The sequence below is a fragment of the Porphyrobacter sp. THAI-01a genome (assembly GCF_056868655.1).
Genome location: NZ_CP180579.1, coordinates 2,250,988 through 2,269,846 on the forward strand (window position 1 = coordinate 2,250,988; position 18,859 = coordinate 2,269,846).

Annotated in this window: 17 protein-coding genes and 1 tRNA gene; 10 read left to right on the forward strand and 8 right to left on the reverse strand. The window is 68.2% G+C overall.

The features are described from left to right. Position 1 precedes the first annotated feature (1 nt). From argH to ACMX37_RS11025, 4 genes are read left to right on the forward strand one after another with little or no spacing between them, the layout of a single operon-like run. Entirely contained in the window at positions 2-1,378 is a 1,377-nt protein-coding gene (gene argH / locus ACMX37_RS11010; RefSeq protein WP_483148397.1) for an argininosuccinate lyase, read from the forward strand. Further along, complete coding sequence (locus ACMX37_RS11015) at positions 1,375-1,614, forward strand: hypothetical protein (RefSeq protein WP_483145964.1); 240 nt, start codon at positions 1,375-1,377, stop codon at positions 1,612-1,614. Before argH ends, ACMX37_RS11015 begins: the two co-directional genes overlap by 4 nt. 12 nt (positions 1,615-1,626) lie before the next feature. Further along, entirely contained in the window at positions 1,627-2,886 is a 1,260-nt protein-coding gene (gene lysA / locus ACMX37_RS11020; protein WP_483145965.1) for a diaminopimelate decarboxylase, read from the forward strand. A 7-nt stretch (positions 2,887-2,893) separates the two neighbouring features. Then, the gene (locus tag ACMX37_RS11025; RefSeq protein ID WP_483145966.1) at positions 2,894-3,703 is read left to right on the forward strand and encodes a precorrin-2 dehydrogenase/sirohydrochlorin ferrochelatase family protein; all 810 of its coding nucleotides are present in this window, start codon (positions 2,894-2,896) and stop codon (positions 3,701-3,703) included. 17 nt (positions 3,704-3,720) lie between these two features. On the opposite strand, the gene ACMX37_RS11030 is transcribed toward ACMX37_RS11025, so the two are convergent. The 3 genes from ACMX37_RS11030 to ACMX37_RS11040 form a co-directional block, all read right to left on the reverse strand. Then, complete coding sequence (locus tag ACMX37_RS11030; RefSeq protein WP_483145967.1) at positions 3,721-4,749, reverse strand: MarR family transcriptional regulator; 1,029 nt, start codon at positions 4,747-4,749, stop codon at positions 3,721-3,723. An 89-nt stretch (positions 4,750-4,838) separates the two neighbouring features. After that, positions 4,839-5,393, reverse strand: coding sequence for a L,D-transpeptidase family protein (locus ACMX37_RS11035; protein WP_483145968.1), 555 nt, complete (start codon positions 5,391-5,393; stop codon positions 4,839-4,841). A gap of 33 nt (positions 5,394-5,426) precedes the next feature. Beyond that, the gene (locus tag ACMX37_RS11040; RefSeq protein WP_483145969.1) at positions 5,427-6,716 is read right to left on the reverse strand and encodes an adenylosuccinate synthase; all 1,290 of its coding nucleotides are present in this window, start codon (positions 6,714-6,716) and stop codon (positions 5,427-5,429) included. Between the two features lie 141 nt (positions 6,717-6,857). On the opposite strand from ACMX37_RS11040, the gene ACMX37_RS11045 reads away from it, so the two are divergent. Continuing rightward, entirely contained in the window at positions 6,858-7,922 is a 1,065-nt protein-coding gene (locus tag ACMX37_RS11045) for an alpha/beta hydrolase (protein WP_483145970.1), read from the forward strand. A 68-nt stretch (positions 7,923-7,990) separates the two neighbouring features. On the opposite strand, the gene ACMX37_RS11050 is transcribed toward ACMX37_RS11045, so the two are convergent. The 3 genes from ACMX37_RS11050 to ACMX37_RS11060 form a co-directional block, all read right to left on the reverse strand. After that, positions 7,991-9,106 (reverse strand): ATP phosphoribosyltransferase regulatory subunit, encoded by a 1,116-nt coding sequence (locus tag ACMX37_RS11050; protein WP_483145971.1) that lies wholly within the window; start codon positions 9,104-9,106, stop codon positions 7,991-7,993. A 132-nt stretch (positions 9,107-9,238) separates the two neighbouring features. Next, positions 9,239-10,825 carry a phosphoglycerate dehydrogenase gene (gene serA / locus ACMX37_RS11055; RefSeq protein WP_483145972.1) on the reverse strand — a complete coding sequence of 529 codons (1,587 nt, stop codon included), beginning with the start codon at positions 10,823-10,825 and terminating at the stop codon, positions 9,239-9,241. Positions 10,826-10,974: 149 nt separating this feature from the next. Beyond that, a complete protein-coding gene (locus ACMX37_RS11060) occupies positions 10,975-12,153 on the reverse strand; it encodes a phosphoserine transaminase (RefSeq protein WP_483145973.1) in 1,179 nt (392 codons plus the stop codon). Positions 12,154-12,310: 157 nt separating this feature from the next. Here ACMX37_RS11060 and ACMX37_RS11065 point away from each other — a divergent pair, with 157 nt between their 5' ends. Continuing rightward, the gene (locus tag ACMX37_RS11065; RefSeq protein ID WP_483145974.1) at positions 12,311-13,510 is read left to right on the forward strand and encodes a glycosyltransferase family 4 protein; all 1,200 of its coding nucleotides are present in this window, start codon (positions 12,311-12,313) and stop codon (positions 13,508-13,510) included. Positions 13,511-13,528: 18 nt separating this feature from the next. Here ACMX37_RS11065 and ACMX37_RS11070 read toward each other — a convergent pair whose 3' ends face one another. Together ACMX37_RS11070 and ACMX37_RS11075 are read right to left on the reverse strand one after the other, a co-directional pair. Continuing rightward, positions 13,529-13,963 carry a hypothetical protein gene (locus tag ACMX37_RS11070; RefSeq protein WP_483145975.1) on the reverse strand — a complete coding sequence of 145 codons (435 nt, stop codon included), beginning with the start codon at positions 13,961-13,963 and terminating at the stop codon, positions 13,529-13,531. Between the two features lie 79 nt (positions 13,964-14,042). Continuing rightward, positions 14,043-14,699, reverse strand: a complete 657-nt coding sequence (locus ACMX37_RS11075; protein WP_483145976.1) for a PadR family transcriptional regulator — start codon at positions 14,697-14,699, stop codon at positions 14,043-14,045. Between the two features lie 116 nt (positions 14,700-14,815). Between ACMX37_RS11075 and ACMX37_RS11080 the strand changes: the two genes are divergently transcribed. The 4 genes from ACMX37_RS11080 (at position 14,816) to ACMX37_RS11095 (ending at position 18,577) form a co-directional block, all read left to right on the forward strand. After that, positions 14,816-16,135 (forward strand): replication-associated recombination protein A, encoded by a 1,320-nt coding sequence (locus ACMX37_RS11080; RefSeq protein ID WP_483145977.1) that lies wholly within the window; start codon positions 14,816-14,818, stop codon positions 16,133-16,135. Next, positions 16,132-17,016, forward strand: coding sequence for a hypothetical protein (locus ACMX37_RS11085; protein ID WP_483145978.1), 885 nt, complete (start codon positions 16,132-16,134; stop codon positions 17,014-17,016). Before ACMX37_RS11080 ends, ACMX37_RS11085 begins: the two co-directional genes overlap by 4 nt. A gap of 28 nt (positions 17,017-17,044) precedes the next feature. Next, positions 17,045-17,117 (forward strand) — tRNA-Thr (locus tag ACMX37_RS11090). A 527-nt stretch (positions 17,118-17,644) separates the two neighbouring features. After that, a complete protein-coding gene (locus ACMX37_RS11095) occupies positions 17,645-18,577 on the forward strand; it encodes a helix-turn-helix transcriptional regulator (protein WP_483145979.1) in 933 nt (310 codons plus the stop codon). Positions 18,578-18,859: the final 282 nt, after the last annotated feature.

Below are 18,859 nucleotides of genomic sequence, written 5' to 3' on the forward strand. Positions count from 1 at the left end.
CATGTGGGGCGGCCGTTTCGCCGACGGCCCTAGCGCCATCATGCGCGAAATCAACGCCTCGATCCCCTTCGACAAGGCGCTGTGGCGGCAGGACATCGCCGCGAGCAAGGCCCATGTGGCGATGCTGGGCGCGCAGGGTATCATCCCGGCGGAGGATGCGCTGGTGATCGCCAACGGCCTCGATGCGGTCGCCGCCGAATACGAACGCGACGGCGTGCCCGAGGACTGGGACCGCGAGGACATCCACATGACCACCGAGGCCCGGCTTGCCGAGCTGATCGGGCCGGTCGCGGGGCGCCTCCACACCGCGCGGAGCCGCAACGACCAGGTCGCGACCGACTTCCGCCTCTGGGTCCGCGATGCCTTAGCGCAGATGGACGAGGGGCTGGCCGCCTTGCAGCGCGCGCTGGTGACGCGGGCGAGCGAGCACGCGGACAGCATCATGCCCGGCTTCACCCATCTCCAGACCGCGCAGCCGGTGACGCTCGGCCATCACCTCATGGCCTATTACGAGATGCTCCGGCGCGACCGCGCGCGGATCGCCGATGCGATGGCGCGGATGAACGAGTGCCCGCTCGGGTCGGCGGCGCTGGCCGGAACCGGCTTTCCCATCGACCGCGAGGCGACGGCGCGCGCCCTCGGCTTCGACCGGCCGACCGCCAATTCATTGGACGCCGTGTCCGACCGTGACTTCGCGCTCGACTTCCTGTGGTCCTGCTCGGCCACCGCGCTCCACCTGTCGCGCCTTGCCGAGGAACTGATCCTGTGGGCGAGCCAGCCATTCGGCTTCATCCGCCTGCCCGACAGCCTCTCGACCGGCTCGTCTATCATGCCGCAGAAGAAGAACCCCGACGCCGCCGAACTGGTGCGCGGCCATTCGGGGCGGGTGATCGGCACGCTGACGAGCCTGATGATCACCATGAAGGGCCTACCGCTCGCCTATTCCAAGGACATGCAGGACGACAAGCCGCCGGTGTTCGAGGCGGCGGGCCTGATGGCGCTCAGCATTGCGGCGATGACGGGCATGATCGCCGGCGCGACCTTCAACACCGCCCGGATGCGCGCCGCGGCCGAACTGGGCTATGCCACCGCCACCGACCTTGCCGACTGGCTGGTGCGCGCGCGCGGCATCCCGTTCCGCGAGGCGCATCACATCACGGGGAGCGCGGTGAAACTGGCCGAGCAGCGCGGCATCGCGCTCGACCAGCTGCCGCTCGCCGACCTTCAGGCGGTCGATGCGCGGATCGACGAAAGCGTCTATGCCGCGCTCTCGGTCGATGCCTCGGTCGCGGCGCGCGCGTCCTATGGCGGAACCGCGCCCGATCAGGTCCGTTTGCAGGTCGCCGCCGCGCGTGCGGCGCTGGGGATGGAGGAATGATGCGCCGCCTTGCCGTTGTGGCCCTCGCCGGGTTCGTCGCCGCCTGCGGCACCGCCGCCCCGCTCACCCCGCCCGAGGGCGCAAGCCTGCCGACCGCTCCCTATGGCGCGAGCGAGAAACCCTCGGCCGAGGAACTGCTGCGCCGCGAGGCGCTCGCCGCGCCCGAACGCAGCGTCGAACTGCGCCGCCGCTCCGAAGAACGCCAGGACGATCCCTTCGACCTGCCCCCCGAATAGAAACGAAACCCGATGGACCACTTCACCTATCGCGACGGCGTGATGCACGCCGAGGACGTGCCGCTGCCGCAGATCGCCGAGGCGGTCGGCACCCCCGTCTACGTCTATTCCCGCGCGACGCTGGAGCGCCACGCGCGGGTGTTCCGCGAGGCGCTGGACAGCGTGCCCGACAAGCTGATCGCCTTCGCCGTCAAATCCAACCCCAACCTCGCGGTGCTGAAGGTGCTGGGCGCGGCCGGCATGGGCGCAGACGTCGTCTCGGTGGGCGAGATGCGCCGCGCACTCGCGGCGGGGATCGCGCCGGAGAAGATCGTCTTCTCGGGCGTGGGCAAGACGGCCGCCGAGATGATCGCCGCGCTCGACGCAGGGATCGGCCAGTTCAACATCGAGAGCGAGGAAGAGGGCGTCGAACTCGCCGAGATCGCCGCCGCCCGCGGGCTGACCGCGCAGTGCACCTTGCGCATCAACCCCGATGTCGATGCGGGGACCCACGACAAGATCTCGACCGGCAAGGCCGACAACAAGTTCGGCGTGCCGATCAGCGAGGCGGGGCAGATCTTCGGCAAGCTCGCTGGCCTGCCGAGGGTGAACCTGCGAGGGGTGGCGGTGCATATCGGCAGCCAGCTCGCCGACCTCGCGCCGCTGGAAGCCGCCTTCGGCAAGCTCGGTGCGCTGGTGCAGGCCCTGCGCGGGGCGGGCCACACGATCACCCATGTCGACCTAGGCGGCGGGCTGGGCGTGCCCTACCGCGTGGGCGAGGTGCTGCCGGCGCCTGCGGAATACGGCGCGATGGTCGCGCGGGTTACGAAGGACTGGGGCGTCACGCTGATCTTCGAGCCGGGCCGCGTGATCGCCGGCAATGCCGGCGTGCTGCTTACCCGGGTGGTGCGGGTCAAGCGCGGGATCAAGGATCCCTTCGTGATCGTCGACGCGGCGATGAACGACCTCGCCCGCCCTGCACTCTACGGTGCCTATCACCATTTCGAGGCGGTGGAGCCGCGGGGCGCACGCATGACCGCCAACATCGTCGGCCCGATCTGCGAGACCGGGGACACCTTCGCCATGGGCCGCGAATGCGATCTGCTGGAGGCGGGCGACCTCGCCGTGTTCCGCACTGCGGGGGCTTACGGCGCGACGATGGCCTCGTCCTACAACTCCCGCGGCTTCGTGGCCGAGGTGCTGGTCGATGGCGACCGCTTCGCCGTGGTCGCGGACCGGATCGAGGCGGGGGCGATCATGGATGCCGAGCGCGTGCCGGAATGGCTCGCCTGAGGAGCCGATGAGCCGCATTGCCAGCCTGCCGCTGTTCCACCAGGTTGCTGGGCAGCAGGTGCTGGTGCTGGGCGACGGTCCCGCCGCAGAGCCCAAGCGGCGGCTGGTGGAGCGCGCCGGCGGCGTGATCATCGACGACTTTGCCCGGGCGGTGGACGAGGGCGTCCGGCTGGCCTTCATCGCCTTCGAGGACGCGCAGGCCTGCGAGGTGGCGGCGATCAATGCGCGCTGTGCCGGGATGCTGGTCAATGTCGTGGACCGGCCGGAATTGTGCGACTTCACCACGCCCTCGATCCTTGATCGCGATCCCTTGCTGGTGGCGATCGGGACCGGAGGTGCCTCGGCAGGTCTGGCGAAGCACGTGCGGCTCAGGTTGGAGCGCGTCTTGCCCGAGACGCTGGGCGCGCTGGCGCGGGCACTGGAGGCGGCGCGGCCGGTGCTGCGGCGGCGCTTCCCCGACGGGGCCGAGCGGCGCCGCGCCGTCGATGCTGCCCTGCGCGAGGGCGGGCCGCTCGACCCGCTCGATCCGCAAGCCTTCTCGTGTGTCGCAGCATGGGCCGAAGGGACGGCCGCGCATCAGGGCGCAGGCGCGCCCATCGAGATCACCCTGACCAGCCCCGACCCCGAGGACCTCACCCTGCGGCAGGCACGCTTGCTGGGCGAGGCCGATGCGCTGTGGCTCGACGGTGCAGTGCCCGCGGCGATCCTCGCCCGCGCCCGCGCCGACGCCGCGCGGCGGCCGCTGGCGGAGGGCCAAGCGGCCGGTGCCGAACCCGCCCCCGGCCTTGTTCTCATCCTGCGCTGGCGGCCCGACTAGAGCCTCCCGCGCAAGGTTCAGGCCGCCTGCAGCACCGGGGTGCGCAGGCTCGCGAAATAGCCCGACATGGCGGCGATCGCCTTTTCGCTCAGGGCGATGAAGGCGCGGCGGCGATCGGCCGGATCCGGGACCCGCACGAAGATCCCGCTTTCGACCATCTGGGTCAGCCAGCGCAGCGCTGTCGTCGCGGGCACGCCGGCGGCGATGCACAGCGAGGTCACGGAGACCCGCGCGCCCTCGCCATGCGCGGCGGTCAGATCGAGCAGCATGTCCCACGCCGGATCGCCGAACAGCTCGGGCGCGAAGAAGCGCGCGCGCGCCTGGCGGTTGGCGATGATCTGGCGCACCATCTGCGGATCGGGCAGCGGCGGGCCGGCGGCGGCGGCAGGGTCTGCCTGCAGGGCACCGAAGGCGGGCGCGGACGCCATGCCGGGCCCGCGATAATCCCGCTTGAGCTCGCCCAGTGCCGCGCCGGGGGAGACGGCATGGCCCATGCGGTCGAGCGAATGGGCGATCGCCTCGACCTGCTGGGACAGGCGCAGCAGGGCCACGCGGTCCTCCTCGCCCATTTCGCGAAGGCGCGCCGCCCCGGCCTCCCCCATCACCCGCCCGACCGCGATCACCCGTTCGGCGCGGCTGGGCGAAACGAGGATCTGGGGGTTGGACTGGTCGAGCACGGCGAAGACATCGTCGAGCCCCGCAAGGTTGGTGGCGACGATCAGCTTGGCACCGGACCGCGCGACCCGCATGTCGAGCCGCGCCAGCCCTGCCAGCATCATCGCGTCGAGCCCGCGGCTGCCCACGACCGCGCAATCGACCACCACCACATCGCCCAGCAAGGCGATCGGCCCTTCGAGCAGCGCGCGCAAGGACCCGCCGTCGATGCTGCGGAACCCCGCCCCGCCGAGGTCCGCGCCGATCTGGCGGCGGAGCCCTTCGTCCTCGGCGAAGATCGCCACACGGGCGGGCAGGCCCGCACCGTCATCGGCGCAGCCATAGGTGAAATCATCCGGGGGGGAAGCGCCAAGGGCGGGGGATGTCAGCATCGACTCGACTCCAACAATGTTGGAACGAGAATAGAACAAAACAGGATCAGGTCAAGGAAATCTGCCTGATGGTCTTCGACCGCACCCCATCAAGGCCTGATCTCGATCACCGTTCCGTCAGGCACGATGCGCCACAATTCCTCGATTTCCTCGTTGGAAAAGGCGATGCAGCCGTCCGTCCAGTCGCCCGGCACGCGGCCGAAGGGCAGGCTGTTTGGCTGGCCGTGGAGGAAAATGTCGCCGCCCGGCGAACGGCCGTATTGCGCCGCGAAGGCGCGGTCGGCGGCGTTGGGGTAGGAGACCTTGAGGCTGAGGTGATAGGCGCTCCCGGGGTTGCGGCCCTCGATCACATACTTGCCCTCGGGCGTGCGCTCGTCGCCCTCGAACTGCTTGTGGCCCTGCGGTCTGTCGCCGAATTGCAGGCCGCGCCAGGCCTTGACGGGCTGCCCGCCGGCATAGGCGACCATCAGCCGTTCGGACTTGTCGACGATGAGGTAGTCGACGCTGGTGAAGCGCCGCTCGGGCACGATCCGCGCCGCCTCGCGCGCCAGCGGGGGCTGCGAGGACGGGGCCTGCGCCTGCTCCACCGGCGGTGCGGCGCAGGCGGCAAGCGCGAGCAGCAGGAGGAGCGCGAGGCGGGTCATGCGGGCAAGACTAACCCGCCCCGCGCCTTGCGATCAATCCACGAAAGGATCGCGCATCAGGATCGTGTCGTCCCGCTCGGGCGAGGTCGAGACCAGCGCGACGGGGCATTCGATCAGCTCCTGGATACGCTGGATGTACTTGATCGCGTTGGCAGGCAGGTCGGCATAGGAGCGCGCGCCCGCGGTGCTCTCGTGCCAGCCGGGCATCTCCTCGTAGATCGGCTCGCAGGCGGCCTGGTCGGCGGCGTGGCTGGGAAGGTAGTCATAGACCTGCCCGCGCAGGCGATAGCCGGTGCAGATCTTCACCTTCTCGAGCCCGTCGAGCACGTCGATCTTGGTGAGCGCGATGCCGGTGACGCCGCTGATCGCGCAGGACTGGCGGACCAGCACGGCGTCGAACCAGCCGACGCGGCGCTTGCGGCCGGTGACGGTGCCGAATTCATGGCCGCGTTCGCCGAGGCGCTGGCCGATCTCGTCCTCCAGCTCCGTCGGGAAGGGGCCGGAGCCGACGCGGGTGGTGTAGGCCTTGACGATGCCCAGCACGAAGCCGGTGGAGTTGGGGCCGAGGCCGGAGCCGCTAGCCGCGGTGCCGCTCACCGTATTCGAGGAGGTGACGAAGGGATAGGTGCCGTGGTCGACATCGAGCAGCACGCCCTGCGCGCCCTCGAACAGGATCTTGGCGCCGGCGCGGCGGACCTTCTTCAACCGCTTCCAGACAGGCTGGGCGAACTTCAGCACGAAGGGCGCGATCTCGCGCAGCTCTTCCAGAAGGGCGGCGCGGTCGACCGGCGGCTGGCCGAAGCCGGCGCGCAGCGCGTCATGGTGGGCGCAGAGGCGGTCGAGCTGGGCCTCGAGACTGTCGAGATGCGCCAGGTCGCACACCCGGATCGCGCGCCGGCCGACCTTGTCCTCGTAGGCCGGGCCGATCCCGCGCCCGGTCGTCCCGATCTTGCCCTTGCCCGCCGCCGTTTCGCGCAGGGCGTCGAGATCGCGGTGGAGGGGGAGGATCAGCGGGCAGTTGTCGGCGATGGCGAGGTTGTCATCGGTGATGGTGACCCCCTGCCCCTCGACCTTGGCGACCTCGTCGCGCAGCGCCCAGGGATCGAGCACCACGCCGTTGCCGATCACCGAGAGGGTGCCGGAGACGATCCCCGACGGCAGCAGCGAGAGCTTGTAGGTCTTGCCGTCGATCACCAGCGTGTGACCGGCATTGTGCCCGCCCTGAAAGCGGACCACGGCATCGGCGCGGCTGGCAAGCCAGTCGACGATCTTGCCCTTGCCCTCATCGCCCCATTGGGCGCCGATCACGGTGACGTTGGCCATGTGTGTCCTTATCCGGTGGCGGTGAACCGGGCGGGGGCCTAGGCGTTCGGGGCGGGCGAGGCAAGCACGGCGCGAAGGGTTTTGCGAGCGACCTGCGTTGGACGGGGCAACTGCCGTCCGCTCGAAAGGAAGCCTTCGCCGATGCGCCCCGCCGCCCAAGCCCTGATCGCCGCCGCTGCGTTGGCCGTGATCGCCAGCCCGATCCTCGCCCAGCAGCGCCGCGGCGAGGAGCGCCTGCCCGCGAGCTGCCGGCAGGAGGTGGTGCGGCTTTGCGGCATCAACCGGGGGCAGATCGCCGCCTGCCTGCGCGAGAGATATGCCGAGCTCTCCCAAGGCTGCCAGGCGGAGCTGCGCCAGCGGATCGAGGCGCGCGCCCGCGAGGGGGCACGGCGCGGGGGAGCCGCGATGGCGCCCGGCCCCGCCCTCGCCCCGCAGCAGACCCTCGCCTATGGCAGCGATCCGCTCCAGGCGCTCGACCTGTGGGTGCCCGAGGGCAGGCCCGCCCCGCTGGTGCTGTTCGTCCACGGCGGCGGATGGTCGCGCGGGTCGAAGAGCAACGCCGTGGGCCGCGCCCTGCCCGGGCACCTGCTGGCGCAGGGCTATGCCTTCGCCTCGATCGACTACCGGCTCGTCCCCGCCGCGCGCGTCGAGGACCAGGCGGCGGACGTGGCGGCGGCGCTCGCCCACCTGCTCGCGGGCGCCGACGAACTGGGGATCGACCGGACCCGCGTGGTGCTGACCGGCCACTCGGCGGGCGCGCATCTGGTGGCGCTGGTGGGGACGGACGAGCGCTATCTCAAGGACGCGGGCCTCTCCTTCGCCGACATCGACGGGGTGATGCCCAACGACGGCGCGGCCTATGACGTGGGCCAACAGTTGGCACTCGCCGGACCGCAGATGCGGGGAACCTACGAGCAGGCCTTCGGCAGCGATCCCGCGCGGCACAAGGCGCTCTCCCCGATCGCCCACGCCGCAGCGCCCAATGCCCCGGCCTTCCTTCTCCTCCACGTCCAGCGCCCCGATGCGGCGGCGCAGTCGAAGGCGCTGGCCGAGGCGCTGCGCAAGGCGGGCGCCGAGGCCGAGGTCTCGGGCTTCCCCGGCGAGGGCCTGCGCGGCCACATGGAGATCAACCGCAATCTCGGCCAGCCCGATTACCCCGCGACCCCGGTGATGGACGCGTGGCTCAAGAAGGTGCTGGGCGGATAGGCTAAGGAAGCCGAGCCCCCGGTCGCGAACGGGGCGACGAGGATGGGGCGCGATCTCCGGAACGTGCCCTAGATCGCCTGCGGCTCGCTGCCCCCGAGCACATAGTCGCAGCCCAAAGCCTTCGGGTCCTCGCCCTCGGCCAGCTGGGCGATGGTGCGCCAGCCCTCGAACCTGAGGCGCGCCGCCGCGGCGCGGTCGTGGCCGAGGGGGAGGTAGCAGGTGCGCGGAGCATCGGGCTGGGGCGCGGCCTCGGCGAGGCGGTCGAGATAGAGGGTGAAGCCCGTCGCCGGCTCCTCGCTCCCGGCGATGCGGTAGGTGCCGCCCCGCCCCACCGCGCGGCGCTGCCCCTCGGCATAGAGGGTGAAGCCGAACCACGACTGGTATTCGAAGCCGTGGCGCTCGGTCGGATCGAGCGTGATGCGCGCCGCATCCCCGATGTGCCCGGCAATCGCCTCCAGCGCGTCGAGGCGCGACTTCAGTGCCCCGCCCGCATCCACATCCCGGAGCGCAGCGAGGGCCCCTTCCAGTGGTCCGGTGGCATAGAGCAGCGGCAGGTAGGCACTGCCGCCCGCCGCGCGCAATCCGCCCGCGTCCTTGGTGTCGAGCTCGCGCCGCACGCCCTCGATCTGCTCGGGCGCGAGCGGGAAGGCCTTCACCGCCAGCGTGTCGACGAGATCGGGCAGGGTGAAATCGACCGAGATGCCGGTGAGCCCGGCGGCCTTCAGCGCCTCGATCGCGAGCATCACCGCCTCGCCCGCGGCGGCGACGGTATCGGAGCCGATCAGTTCGGCGCCGAGTTGCAGCCGCTCGCGCGCGGGGTCGAGCTGGCTCGCCTTGATCACCACCGTATCGCCGCAATAGGCCAGACGCAGCGGACGCGGCGCGGCGGCAAGGCTGGTGGCGGCGATGCGGCCGATCTGCGGGGTCATGTCGGAGCGCAGCGCGAGGGTGCGCAGGGAAGCGGGATCGACGAAGCGGAACATCGTGCTGCGCTCGCCGACGCTGACGCCCGCCATGCGCCCGACCAGCGCGGCCTCGAACTCCAGCAGCGGCGGGCGCACGCGGTCGTAGCCGTGCGCCGTCAGCACATCGAGGCAGGCACGCATCGCAGCGGTGATGCGCGCAGCTTCAAGCGGCAGGCGGTCTTCGAGGCCTTCGGGCAGGAGATCGTTGGGCTTGGTCATTTTCGGGCGGATCGCCCCCTCTTCCGTTCGCCCTGAGCCTGTCGAAGGGCTGTCTTTCTCTTCCTTGAGCGCGTTAGAAGAAAAAGCAGGGCTTCGACAAGCTAAGCCCGAACGGAAAGGGAGAGCGAGAGACTAGAAGCTCAGCGCCTTGACCAGCTTCACGCCCTCGAGCTTCTCGGCCTCGGCCACCACCTCGGCGGGCAGGGCCTCGTCGAGGCTCAGGAGCAGAACCGCTTCCCCGCCCGCCTCGCGGCGGCCGAGATTGAAGGTGCCGATGTTGATGCCGCGCGCGCCCAGCAGCGTCCCGATGCGGCCGATGAAGCCCGGCTTGTCGTCGTTGACGATGTAGAGCATGTGGCCGGCAAGTTCCGCCTCGATCCCGATGCCGAAGATCTCGACAAGGCGCGGGCTTTCCGTCCCGAACAGCGTGCCGGCGACCGAGCGCGGCCCCTGCGCGGTTTCCACCGTCACCCGGACCAGCGTGTTGAACGCGCCCTCGCGCTGGTGGCGGACCTCGGCGACCTCGAGCCCGCGTTCCTTGGCGAGGAAGGGGGCGTTGACCATGTTCACCGTGTCGGAATAGCGGCGCATGAAGCCCGCCAGCACCGCGGCGGTGATGGGCTTGCCGTTGAGTTCGGCCGCCGCGCCCTCGCGCTCGATGCCGATGCGGGTGAGGTTGCCGTGGGCAAGCTGGCCGACGAGGCTGCCGAGCTTCTCGGCGAGCGCCATGTAGGGCTTGAGCTTGGGGGCTTCCTCGGCGCTCAGCGAGGGGACGTTGAGCGCGTTGGTGACGCCGCCGTTGACGAGGTAGTCGGCCATCTGCTCGGCCACCTGCAGCGCGACATTGACCTGCGCCTCGGTGGTCGAGGCCCCGAGGTGCGGGGTGCAGATGAAGTTGGGCGCACCGAACAGCGGGTGATCGGCCGCCGGCGGCTCGGTCTCGAACACGTCGAGCGCGGCGCCCGCGACCTGCCCGCTCTCCAGGCAATCCTTGAGCGCCGCCTCGTCGATCAGCCCGCCGCGCGCGCAGTTGATGATGCGGATGCCCTTCTTGGCATTCTCCATCCGCTCGCGGCTGAGGATGTTGCGGGTCTCCTCGGTCAGCGGGGTGTGGAGCGTGACGAAATCGGCGCGGCTCAGCAGCGTGTCGAGATCGACCTTCTCGATGCCGAGTTCGATCGCGCGGTCCTCGGTCAGGAAGGGATCATAGGCGATCACCTTCATCCTGAGGCCGAGTGCGCGGCTGGCGACGATCGAGCCGATATTGCCCGCGCCGATCAGGCCGAGGGTCTTGTTGGTGAGCTCGACCCCCATGAACCCGCTCTTGGGCCACTTGCCGGCCTGGGTCTGGGCATCGGCCTGCGGGATCTGCCGTGCGAGCGCGAACATCAGCGCGATGGCGTGTTCAGCAGTGGTGATCGAGTTGCCGAAGGGGGTGTTCATGACCACCACGCCCTTGCCGCTGGCATAGGGGATGTCGACGTTGTCGACGCCAATGCCGGCGCGGCCGATGACCTTGAGGTTGGTCGCGGCATCGAGGATCGCCTTGGTCACCTTGGTCGAGGAACGGATGGCAAGACCGTCATATTCGCCGATGCGGGCGATCAGCTGTTCGGGCGTTTCGCCGGTGATCACGTCGACATCGCAGCCGCGCTCCTCGAAGATGCGGGCGGCGTTGGGGTCCATCTTGTCGCTGATGAGAACTTTGGGCTTGGTCATGGGATTTCTCCGCAAATCTGGGAAAACCCGTTCGCCCTGAGCCTGTCGAAGAGCCGCCCTTCACTTTGCGGGCGGCACGGCATCAGAAGAAAAGCGGTGCTTCGACTAGCTCAGCACGAACGGGAGGATAGGGATGCGCTTGGACGGCCTCAGCCGTTCTTGACCTTCTCGTAGGCCCACTCGATCCACGGCAGCAGGCGCTTGATGTCCTCCTGCTCGACCGTCGAGCCGCACCAGATGCGCAAGCTCGGCGGCGCGTCGCGGTAGCCGTTGAAGTCGAAGCCGACGTTGCGTTCCTCGAGCAGCTTCACGATCTTCTTGGGAACGCCCGCCTTGTCCTCGTCCGAGAGGCTCTCGTACCAGTCGCCCTGGAAGACCATGCACACGCCGGTGTTGGTCTGGAGCGCGGGATCGCTCGCCATGTTGCGCAGCCACGGGGTGGCCTCGATCCAGTCCTTCACCAGTCTGGCGTTGGCATTGGCCCGCTCGACCAGCGCCTTGCGGCCGCCGATCGCCTTGCCCCATTCGAGTGCGGCGATGTAGTCCTCGGTCGCCAGCATCGAGGGGGTGTTGATCGTCTCGCCCTCGAAGATCCCGCGGTTGAGCTTGGCGCCCTTCTTCATGCGGAACAGCTTGGGCAGCGGCCAGGCCGGATCGTAGCTCTCGATCCGCTCGACCGCCTTGGGGCTGAGGATCAGCATCCCGTGCTGGGCTTCCGAGCCCATCACCTTCTGCCACGAATAGGTCGTGGCATCGAGCTTGGCCCAGTCCATCTCCATCGCGAAGATGGCGCTGGTGGCGTCGTTGATCGTCACACCCTCGCGGCCCGGCTCGAGCCAGTCGGTGTTGGGGATCATCGCGCCCGAGGTGGTGCCGTTCCAGGTGAACACCACGTCGTTCCTCTGCGGGATGGTGGTGAGGTCGGGGATCTCGCCGTAGTCGGCGGTCAGTACCTGAAGGTTCGGCAGCTTGAGCTGCTTGACCGCGTCCTGGATCCAGACATTGCCGAAGCTCTCCCACGCCGCGACCGTCACCGGGCGCGCAGGATCGAGCATCGACCACATGGCGGCCTCGATCGCGCCGGTGTCCGAGGCGGGCATGATGCCGATCAGGTAATCGTCGGGGATGCCGAGCAGTTCGCGGCTGAGATCGAGCGCATACTTCAGACGCGCCTTGCCGAGGCTCGAACGATGCGAGCGGCCAAGCGATTCGGTCTTGAGCTTGTCCAGCGACCAGCCGGGGAATTTCGCCGTGGGGCCCGAGGAAAAGAAGGGGCGCTCAGGCTTCAGCACAGGCTCATGCGCGAGCCCGCGAACATAGTCAGTCATGTATTCTCTCCTTGCAGAGAGCACGCGCGGCGTTGGGACCGCGTGGCCCGTGGGCGGCTTTAGAGAGACGCGGTGACAAGTCAATGACCAATGGGGACGAGGTGCGGTCAAGCTCCCTCTCGCAAAATGCGCGCGAACCCCCTAACAGGGCGGCTCCATGGACATTTCCGATCTGCGTGTTGCCCTGTTCAGCGGCAACTACAACTACACCCGCGACGGGGCGAACCAGGCCCTCAATCGACTTGTCGGCTCGCTGCTCGCGCGCGGGGCGAAGGTGCGCGTCTATTCGCCCAAGGTCGCCCAGCCCGATTTCGCCCCGACCGGCGATCTTGTCGGCCTGCCCAACGTGCCGATGCCGGTGAAGGGGCGCGGCGAATACAGGATGCCGACGCACCTCGGCGCGGCGGTGAAGCGCGACCTCGAGGCCTTCGCGCCCGACATCGTCCACCTTTCTTCGCCCGATCCGGCCGCCCATGCCGCGCTGCGCTGGGCGCGGGCGCGGGGCCTGCCGGTGCTCGCCAGCGTCCACACCCGCTTCGAGACCTACCCGCGCTACTACAACATGGCCTTCCTCGAGCCGCTGATCGTCAAGGGCCTCCAGCGCTTCTACAACCGCTGCGACGCGCTGGTCGCGCCCTCGCAGTCGATGATCGACGAGCTTCTGGCGATGGGGATGCACGAGCGCATCGGGCTGTGGAGCCGGGGCGTCGACCGCACGATCTTCTCCTCCGCCCGCCGCGACCGCGAATGGCGCCGCAGCATCGGCCTTGCCGACGATGATGTCGCGATCGTCTTCCTCGGGCGGCTGGTGATGGAAAAGGGCCTCGACGTCTTCGCCGAAACCATTGCCCGCCTGAGTGCCGCCGGCGCGCCGCACAAGGTGCTGGTGATCGGCGACGGCCCCGCGCGCGGCTGGTTCGAGGCGAACCTGCCCGACGGCGCAATCTTCGCCGGGTTCAAGACCGGCGAGGCCCTCGGCCAGGCGCTCGCGAGCGGCGATGTGTTCTTCAACCCGTCCGTCACCGAGACCTTCGGCAACGTGACGCTGGAAGCCATGGCGAGCGGCCTGCCGGTGGTCGCCGCCGGGGCGACCGGCAGCGCCAGCCTTGTCGCCGACGGGATCACCGGCCGGCTGGTCGCGCCCTCGGGCAGCAAGGAGGCCGATGCTGCCGCCTTCGCGGCCGTGCTGGCGCCCTACTGCAGCGACCCGGCGCTGCGCTCGGGCCACGGGGCGGCGGGCGAGACGCGCGCCTGCGAATACAGCTGGGAGGCGATCAACGCGGTGGTCGCCGACACCTATCTCGAGCTCGTCGAGGAACGGCGGCGGGCCGCAAAGCCGCCCCGCGAGGCGGCCTAAACGCGCGCGGGCTTTACCCTACCTGAGCACCCCGGCGAGCGCCATGCGGCGGCTGTAGAACAGCAGGAACAGCGTCACCACCCAGATCGCCACGTCGAGCGTGTGGGCCTGCATCGTGGCCGGCACCTCGAGCACGAGGTAGTTGCCGATAGTCGTGCCGACGAGGCCGACCGTCCCCACCACCATCGCCGCCACCGCCCATTTCGAGCGCAGCAGCAACAGCAGCGATCCGGCGAAAGCCCCCCATACGCCCAGCGCCCAGAAGGCACTGATCCAGGCGGGATAGCTCTCCATGAAGGCGATCTGCTCGGGCGTCAGCCCCATCTCGGCGAGCATGCCGAGCTTGGTCGTCAGGTAGCTGATGATGCCCATCGCGTTGAACAGCAGCGTCAGCCCGCCGACCAGCCACAGATGCCACGGCGTCGCAGGCCGCCCCCCGATCACGGTTGCCATAAGCTCTCTCCCCCATCCGGCGCGACCCGAACGGGGGAGAGGATATGCCTAACTTGCGTTAGCTGCAATCGGCTGCGTGTCAGAGGCGCTCGATGCGCTTGGCCATCTCGTCGATCATGTCGACGATCTCGTTGATGGTGTGCTCGTCGAGCTTGCCCGCGCGGGCGCGGTTCTTCAGCACCGAGCCGAGGTTGCCCATCGCCCGGAACAGGTCGTGCGAGCGCACGGTGGTGGTGCGTTCGCCGTGGCGGCCGAGGCGGCGCATCAGCGTATCGACCTCGTCCTGCCGGCTCTCGAGCTCGTCGCGGCCCTGTTGGGTGGCGGCGAAGGGCTTCTTCGCGCCCTCGGCCTCGGCCTCCTCGATCGCGCCTTCGTCCTCGAGCAGCTGGAGCGTCGGATAGACCGCGCCGGGGCTGGGCGCATAGGCGCCGCCGGTCATTTCCTCGATCTCCTTGATGAGCTCGTAGCCGTGGCGCGGGGTTTCGGCGATCAGCGCCAGCAGCGCAAGGCGCAGTTCGCCCTGGGCGAACATCCGCCCGCGGCGCCCGCGGCGGCCGCGCTCCTCGCCCTCGCCGTCGCCTTCGCGCTCGCGACCGCGCGGAAACTCCTCGTCGAAGCGCGCGCGCATCTTCCAGCCGGGGCCGCCGAAGTTCATGTTGCCGTTCATTGCCATCATCGCCATCGTCTCGGCGAACTTTTCCCAGCCGCCGCCGCGGCCATACCGGTTCCAGGTCATGTCATCCTCCCTCGAGGGTTGAAGATACATCCAAGATATATCTTAGACCTATCGTTTCAAGCGCCGCCGCCTGCGACGGTTCCCTTTTCCGCCCGATGCCCTATCACGCCCGACCAATGGCTGACCTGTTCGGACAAGACGCTCCCGAAAATCCGGCGCGCGGCGATGCGCCTTCCCCCGACGCGCCCCTTGCCGACCGGCTGCGCCCCGTCACGCTCGCCGAGGTGGTGGGGCAGGAGCACCTGACCGGCCCGGCCGGCGCGATCGGGCGGATGGTGGCCGCCGGACGGCTGTCGAGCATGATCCTGTGGGGGCCGCCGGGCACCGGCAAGACCAGCATCGCCCGCCTGCTCGCCGACGCCGTGGGGATGCGCTACGCGGCGATCAGCGCGGTGTTCTCGGGCGTCGCCGACCTGAAGCAGGCCTTTGCCGAGGCCGAGAAAATGGCGAAGGCGGGCCGCAAGACGCTGCTCTTCGTGGACGAGATCCACCGCTTCAACCGCGCGCAGCAGGACGGCTTTCTCCCTTACGTCGAACGCGGGGTGGTGACGCTGGTGGGGGCGACCACCGAGAATCCGAGCTTCGCCCTGAATGCTGCGCTCCTCAGCCGCGCGCAGGTGCTGGTGCTGAACCGCCTGGACGAGAGCGCCCTCGCCGCGCTGCTCGAAAAGGCCGAGGCGCTGGAAGGCCCCCTGCCCCTCACCCCCGAGGCGCGCGAGGCGCTCATCGCCCAAGCCGATGGCGACGGGCGATTTCTGCTGGGGCAGGCCGAGACGCTCTATTCGGCAGAGTTGAAGGAGGCCCTCGACCCTGCGGGCCTCGGGAATTTCCTCCAGCGCCGGGTCGCGGTCTACGACAAGGACCGCGACGGGCATTACAACCTCATTTCCGCGCTCCACAAATCGGTGCGCGGGAGCGATCCGCAGGCGGCGCTCTACTGGCTCGCGCGGATGCTGGTGGCGGGGGAGGAGCCGCTGTTCCTCGCAAGGCGGCTGGTGCGCATGGCGGTGGAGGATATCGGCATGGCCGATCCCCAGGCGCTCCCGCAATGCATGGCGGCGATGGAGGCCTACCGCTTCCTCGGCTCGCCCGAGGGAGAGCTGGCACTGGTGCAGGCCTGCCTCTACCTCGCCACCGCGCCGAAATCGAACGCCGCCTACATGGCGCACAAAGCCGCGTGGAAGGCCGCCAAGGAAACCGGCAGCCTGATGCCGCCGATGAACATCGTCAATCCGGCAACCGGCCTGATGGAGAGCCTGGGCTACGGCAAGGGCTACACCTACGACCACGACACGCCCGAGGGCTTTTCCGGCGACAACTACTGGCCCGAGGGGATGGCGCCCGAGCAGTTCTACACGCCGGTCGAGCGCGGCTTCGAGCGCGAGGTGAGGAAGCGCCTCGATTACTGGGACAAGCTCAGGGACGAGCGCGGGTGAGCCGCTTCGCGCAGTTCCTCGCGGTCGACTGGTCGGGAGCGCGAGGCCCGCGGCAGAAGGGGATCGCGCTCGCCGTCGCACTCGCCGGAGGCGGGCCGCCGGCGCTGGTCGCCCCGCCCGATCCGCGCGGCTGGGCGCGCAGCGAGGTGCTGGCGCTGCTGGCGGGCCTGGAAGCGCCGACGCTCGTGGGACTCGACCTCGGGATCAGCCTGCCCCATGCCGATGCCGGCGCCTTCTTCCCCGGGTGGGAGGCCTCGCCTGCCGACGCGCGCGGGCTGTGGGCGCTGATCGAAACGCTGTGCACCGCCGACCCGCATCTGGAGGCCGGCGGCTTCCTCGCCCACCCCGAGGCCGCGCGCTATTTCCGCCACGGCGCAGGCGCGACGGGCGACCGCTTTCTCCTCTCCGGCGCACCCGGCCGCGAGGGCCGCTTCCGCCTCGCCGAACACGCGCAGCGCAAGCAGGGGGTGCGGCCGGTGAGCAATTTCAACCTCGTGGGCGCCGCGCAGGTGGGCAAGTCGAGCCTCACGGGCATGCGGATGCTCCACCGGCTGGGCGGCAGGGTGCCGGTCTGGCCGGTCGATCCGCTGCCGTCCGAGGGGTCGGTCATCACCGAAATCTACACCGCGATGGCCGCAAGGCACGGCGGCGTGACAGGCACCGCGACCAAGATCCGCACGCGGGAGGCGCTCAACGACGCGCTCGATGCACTCGGCAGTCCGCCCGTCGCCGGAACAGGGCCGATCGACGACCACTCTTCCGACGCGCTGCTGACTGCAGCCTGGCTGCGGCAGGTGCATGGGGCGCGCGACCTGTGGCACCCGCCCGCCCTCACGCCGGAAGTGGCGCGAACCGAAGGGTGGACTTTCGGCGCGTTGTGAGATTAAGGCCCGGCTCCTGAAGCCATGTGCCGGCTTAGCTCAGTTGGTAGAGCAGTTGATTTGTAATCATCAGGTCGTTGGTTCGATTCCGACAGCCGGCACCGCCACCTGTGGGACGTCATAGAAGCTTGGACAAAATCCAAGAAGCTTGGACAAACTCCCGATCATTACCTTCTTAAAAATCAGTGAGTTGTTCAGTGCATCAGACGTGGTGACGCTTTTGTATTGTCGCATTGCGACTAAATTGCTGACTGCCTTCCTTTAGCGCCGAGCGCGAAAATTGCATCCGCCTGCGCCGAATGGCACAACACTCCAAGTGAGCGCCCTCCAGCTAGCGTCGATGATCCAAACGCCAAGAGATCCCCGACCTAATCAGCGCGCGTCGACTGCTTGTTGCAATCTGCTACGAACCCAATCTGAGATGAGCGACGCGATGCCTTGAGCCATTGGATCAATTCAAATGGTTGGATGAGCCCTAAACCGCCAGAAGCGACCATCAATTGGCTCGCGATATGAGCCAAAACCTTCCCATTCATGCCGACAAAAATGCTCAAAGTCCGCCATTTGATCCATATTTGATTGTTGTAAAGGTTCTTTTTTGCGTCATTATCGGCCGAAGGAGGTCGTTATGAGCACCATCAATCCACAGAAATTGATCTTCCTGCGCAAGGAAGCAAAACTCACAGCCGAAGCGCTAGCTGTCGAAGCGGGCGTCGGTCGCGCGACGATCACTCGACTCGAGAATGGAACAGCAGGCGCCACGCGGGCAGAGACCGCGAAAAGGCTGGCAAATGCCCTCAAATGCCAGGCTTCGGACTTGTTCACACCTCCCGATGTTGAACAATCTCAAACGCTTTTCAGCGACCGCGTGTCGCTAAACGTCGACATATCGAGCGCGGCTCAGAACGCCCTCGAGCTCGTGGCCATGCGCTACAACGAAACACGCGAGACCATCCTCGAGCTAGCCCCCTTGCTGTTTGATCTTTTGGCCCGAGAAAGCCTGCTCGAGCGCAGCCGTAACCTAGCGGAACTCTGGCTCCGCCGAGACGCGGTCGCGAATATGGGCGAGCGCTACTCCCACCTAGGCGGCAGGTTTCTTCATGACTGGCATGCCGAAGAAGTCGAAAGCCGTGAGGAGGCCTCAATCAGGGACAGGGATATTCGCGCCGCCTACGTGCTTGACGATGAAAGCCTCGAAGATGCCTTCGTACCGGTAGACTACGACGACGAGTGCAATAACCCCTTCGTGGACTATCTCAATCGCCGTCTTTCAGCTGTGAGGCCAGACGGTGACACAGCCCCTTCGCTAGATGTTTGGCCGGTTTGGCGAAGCCCGTCGTATGAGATTGGCAGCGAGGAAGCGCTAGCCATCGCACACGGGGACGAAGATCTGGCAAGGGCAATTCTATCCGGGGCTGTGCCCCTAGCAAAGCTCCCGAAAGCCCTTCGCACTTCCGATGACGCAGAAGCGAGAATTGCTTGGATGCGAGAGCAGAAAGCCAAGCACGACCTGAAACTTCAAGGGCTCTTCGGCGACCTGCTCATCAATGTGAACGTATAAGGAGGCTACCATGGACAAAACCCCGTTCGTCAATGGCATGATTTCCGGCCGCGGTGATCTGCGCTTCTCACGCCATGGCCATCGGCGACAAGCTCAACGGTGTGTCCCGCAGTTTATAATCGACGCGCTCATCGACTTTGGCGACGAACGCTTCGTAGGCGGCGCTTGCAGATCATACAGCTTCACCAAAGCCACATGGAAGACCTTCGCAAGATACATGGGCCCAGCGATCGCAGGACATGAGCGGTTCCGGAACGTCTACATCGTCCTAACCGAGGACAG